The 3867-nt window shown below is 54.6% G+C and carries 6 protein-coding genes; 1 reads left to right on the top strand and 5 read right to left on the bottom strand.

Going from position 1 to position 3867, the window contains the following annotated elements; all coding sequences use genetic code 11:
• Nucleotides 1–166 precede the first annotated feature (166 nt).
• Both GGR36_RS21450 and GGR36_RS22340 read right to left on the bottom strand, forming a co-directional pair.
• On the bottom strand, nt 167–640 hold the full coding sequence (locus GGR36_RS21450) for an NUDIX hydrolase (protein WP_183638585.1): 474 nt from the start codon (nt 638–640) through the stop codon (nt 167–169).
• Between the two features lie 105 nt (nt 641–745).
• Nucleotides 746–880 carry a hypothetical protein gene (locus tag GGR36_RS22340; RefSeq protein WP_420847500.1) on the bottom strand — a complete coding sequence of 45 codons (135 nt, stop codon included), beginning with the start codon at nt 878–880 and terminating at the stop codon, nt 746–748.
• Here GGR36_RS22340 and GGR36_RS22035 point away from each other — a divergent pair.
• Nucleotides 839–1057: a hypothetical protein gene (locus GGR36_RS22035; RefSeq protein ID WP_242533255.1), complete on the top strand. Its 219-nt coding sequence runs from the start codon at nt 839–841 to the stop codon at nt 1055–1057. The two genes, GGR36_RS22340 and GGR36_RS22035, sit on opposite strands and share 42 nt — an antisense overlap.
• A gap of 170 nt (nt 1058–1227) precedes the next feature.
• Here GGR36_RS22035 and GGR36_RS21440 read toward each other — a convergent pair whose 3' ends face one another.
• From GGR36_RS21440 to GGR36_RS21430, 3 genes are all read right to left on the bottom strand, one after another.
• Entirely contained in the window at nt 1228–1557 is a 330-nt protein-coding gene (locus tag GGR36_RS21440) for a hypothetical protein (protein WP_183638579.1), read from the bottom strand.
• Between the two features lie 114 nt (nt 1558–1671).
• A complete protein-coding gene (locus GGR36_RS21435; RefSeq protein WP_183638576.1) occupies nt 1672–2022 on the bottom strand; it encodes a hypothetical protein in 351 nt (116 codons plus the stop codon).
• A gap of 544 nt (nt 2023–2566) precedes the next feature.
• The gene (locus GGR36_RS21430; RefSeq protein WP_221229656.1) at nt 2567–3829 is read right to left on the bottom strand and encodes a hypothetical protein; all 1263 of its coding nucleotides are present in this window, start codon (nt 3827–3829) and stop codon (nt 2567–2569) included.
• Nucleotides 3830–3867 lie beyond the last annotated feature (38 nt).

The following is a 3867-nucleotide window of genomic DNA, read 5'->3' as shown; positions in this document are numbered from 1 at the left end:
AGGTTGTCACCGCTTTCGCGCATGCGACGCAAAACGTCGCCGTTTTCATCGTCTGGGAAATCAACATCGGATGCCATAGAAGCCCTAACGTTGGAAGTAACGGGCACCGAGGCGCAGCCGAGGGAACCCAAACGCGCAGCGTTTGGGTGTCCCGTTGACTGACTTGTTAGATTGCCGCGGTTGCATTGGGATGGGTTTGATCTGCATTGATCGCCGCGCGAACTAGCTTGGGGTCGAGCAAGGCTCTGAGCTGCATGAGCGCCCCCTGAAAGAGGGGATGCCATTCAGCGGTTGGTTCGACTCGCAGAGGATGCCAGAAGAAGCTGAAGAGATGGCCGCCGCCATCATGGGTGTAGTGCTCCCACGCTTCTGGAGTTGTGGCCGCGACCGGAACCAGTTGAAACGACCAGACCTGGGCTTCGTATTGGCTTTGCCATACGCCAAGCGCGGTGATTGGGCCAGCCTGCGCAAGGCCTGCTTCTTCGGCAAGCTCACGAACGGCAGCAGCGCCCGCTGTTTCGCCTGACTCGATAGTGCCCTTGACGAGTTGGAGCCCAGCCAACGGATGACGAAAAGCCAGAACCTCCACTTTGTCGTCGCGCACGCGAGCAACCACCGGACAGGCTTTGTTTGGTGCCATGCAATCTAACGTTTGAATTCACCGGACTGCGCGGCTTTTCGCGCAGGTCCGGTGGAATGATGGGTTGGGCCTCGGGTCGCGACGAAGCAAGAACAAGAGAGCACTCTACGCTCCAAGAAACCGTGCAATCGCCGAGACATCAGTGTTCCACTCACTCACACAATTCCCATCGTCGGACACGGTAACGCGAGAAGCAAGTTGGCTACGAAAATTACCGTCTGGCGAGAACGCTTGTTGAATGAAACAGTTCTCGCCGTCACGGTAAATGAGCCAAGCAAACTTGGGATCGTGGGTAAGCGCAACAGCGGTGGCACCCTCAAGGAGTCTGCGCAGTTCAACTCGCCAAACACCATTCAGTTCGTCGGCATCCGGACCATTGGGGTAACAGGCGAACCGCTCCGAGAACTCGCCAATTGAGATTTCGCCAAAACGCTGAGCGTCTATTTCGCCTTCGATAGCAGGGAGTACTCGGATAGAGAACATTCAAGAGGCCCAACGTTGGACGTAACGGGCGCCGGAGCGCAGCGGAGGGAACCAAAATGCGCAGCATTTTGGCGTCCCGTTGACGGACTTGTTAGCGCGGGCGGTCATTTCTTCGGGGGTGTTGGAACGCGCGACAGCTTGGACCAATTGCGAACGGTTCTGGTGACCGGCGACGGCAAACCGAGGGCTTTGCAGGTACGGATATACGCGATGCGTGCTTGTTCGAGCTGTTGCCAGGCATGGCGTTCGGACAAGAAGAACTGCGCAGCGCGGGCCAGCGCGGCGGACGCGACTGGTGCGCCCGCGACAATGCCAAAGCGTTCTCGCGCGATTTCGCAGGCTTGATGGAAGCCCAAGTGGCTGTGCGTGAGGGCGTGACGAAAGGCCATGTAGCGAAGCCCAATCGGCTGAGTGTCGTCGGCGGCTTGCCTCATGCTTGAACCAAAGCTCATAGCGCTAACGTTGGACGTAACGGGCGCCGGAGCGCAGCGGAGGGAACCAAAATGCGTAGCATTTTGGCGTCCCGTTGACGGACTGGTTAGCCATTGCTATTCCCACCAACAATATAGCGGAGTTCCGCATACGCCGAATGCTCCCAGTTTGTCGCGATCGGAGCCCCAAAAACAATAGTACTGTTTCTCATTGGGTTCGAACACAAGCCAATACCCGTCTGATGAGGCGAGCAGATAGCCAGTAACGGTGGAGCCCAGTGCCCGATTGAGAAAACCCGGCTCTTCAACGATTGCTGATATGACTTCCGCTGGTTTCGCGTTCTCACGAATGCTTGCACGCAGGGACTCGAAGTATTCAGCTTCGTCGTTCCCTTTTGGAACGATGACTCCCGAAACATCGGTGAGATCGATTTCCAACTGTCGCCAATAGGGATTGTTGTGATGCATGGCTAACGTGGAGCTAACCGGCCGCCGGAGCGCGAAGCGCGGAGGGAACCGAAATGCGCAGCATTTCGGAGGTCCGGTTGAGCGCAGGGTTAGGCCGGGTGGTTGAAATACGCACTGTTTTCAGGTGTTCCGACTGATGCGAATGCGCTGCCGACTGCACCTTGGTGCACCTCTTTGGGCGGTACGCGAATTGGATCTAAGCATTACTCGGTGCCGCTCTGGTTTTGCAGTGGCTCAAGACGTGTAACGTTGTTTTTGTCACGACACTCGGGCGAAAAGATATAAGTAACAGTTCCATCCGCTGCCACAGTACGCTTCATGGAGCCACTGACTTTGCCATCTTTGGCGCAAGGAGCAAGTAGCTCACTTACCTGTCTTTGTTCTTGGTCTTCAAGCGGTGCTTGGCTACAAGCGGCCATTGCAAGACAGCCTATCAGAAGACAAATGGGTTTCATTTGGGCGGCGGTCTAACGTGAAGGTAACCGGCGCGGAGCCGGCTTTATCGGCGGAGCGTCCGTGTTGACCGCCATGTTATGTTTCATCGCTACGACGCAGTGCCATAGATGACTTTCTCTGCGAAAAAGCGGACGAGCGGGATGAACTCTTCGATAGTGTTCTCTGAATCAGAAAGCGGGATATGGCATTCCTCACGTTTGTAGCGATCGCTTGAGTGAACAATCGCATTTCGGACATGTTTCAATGCTGTTGCTGCGTTGGAAAGTGCATGGCCATCGCGCAACGAGACCTCAATGTGCTCGCCGAAAACCTTCCGCTTTTTCGTATACAGCTTCTCTCCGCACTTCTCTTCCAGTTGGGCGATGAACTCGATCAGTTCCGTTTCCTGAACAAAGCGGTAAAGAACATTGCGTAACATTTCTGTTTCGTCGCTTCGCGCATCTTGGCCGCGAACTGTGGATATGAGCTTATCTAGACTGTCGTGGCCGGTACGGAACTTCGGGTCGTTAAGCATCGCGGTAAGGTGATGGTGTAACAAGTCCTCCGAGACCCGCAGGAAGTAGTACTCAAGGACATGGTAATAGGCCAAGAAGCTTTGGCTTGGGAACGGACTTGCCTTGGCTACTTTGTAAAAGCTCACAACGTTTTCGTCGTATGTCGCACGGGGAATTGAATGGTCCTCTGACGTTTCATCGAGATGGGCTGTGTTGAGTCGCTTCGATGAAGGTTTCCATATTGCAAAGCAATCATGCTGCTCAACTGCGATCTTGAACAGGCAATTCTTGATTGTCGTAACTGAAATTTCGCGGAGGTTCGGGGGCGTCCTTCTCCCCTTTGCCGTGTAGGTCGCCGTGGTTGGCATCCACATGATTTGCGGAACCCTACGAAACGAAAGGTTAGTCAGGCGCTTCAAAACTCGCGCCTTGAAATACACCTCATAGTCCGGCGAGTCGAAGAACGCAAGCGCGAAGATGATAGAGGCACCGCCGATGGTGACGGCATTGCCCTTCAAGTCCGACAGCGCATACTGATCTAGAGCAAGAGCACCAGATGAAAGCTTCACCAGTCGAACTTCGACAGAGTTGTTATGAACAAGCGTCAGGTTTTCCAGATCAAATGTGATGCTTCTAGCCTGCTTGTACTGCTTGTATGCGTCCTCCCATCCTTCTTCGAGCCGTATCTTTGTTGGCCTGTGCTCGCCTTGGACGTGAACCTCATTGCCAACGACCGCGCAGTCGACGCCAAACGCTTTAAGACGACTATGGATATGTGTGATTAGGTTCATGATGAAACATAACGTGGAAGTAACCGGCACCGGAGCGCCAGCGAAGGGAACGCAAATGCGCAGCATTTGGGTGTCCGGTTGACTGCCTTGTTAGCCGCGCAACC

Source organism: Niveibacterium umoris (genome assembly GCF_014197015.1).
Taxonomy (GTDB): Bacteria; Pseudomonadota; Gammaproteobacteria; order Burkholderiales; family Rhodocyclaceae; genus Niveibacterium; species Niveibacterium umoris.
The sequence above is the reverse complement of the archived record's forward strand: the minus strand, read 5'-3'. Positions and strand labels throughout refer to the sequence as shown.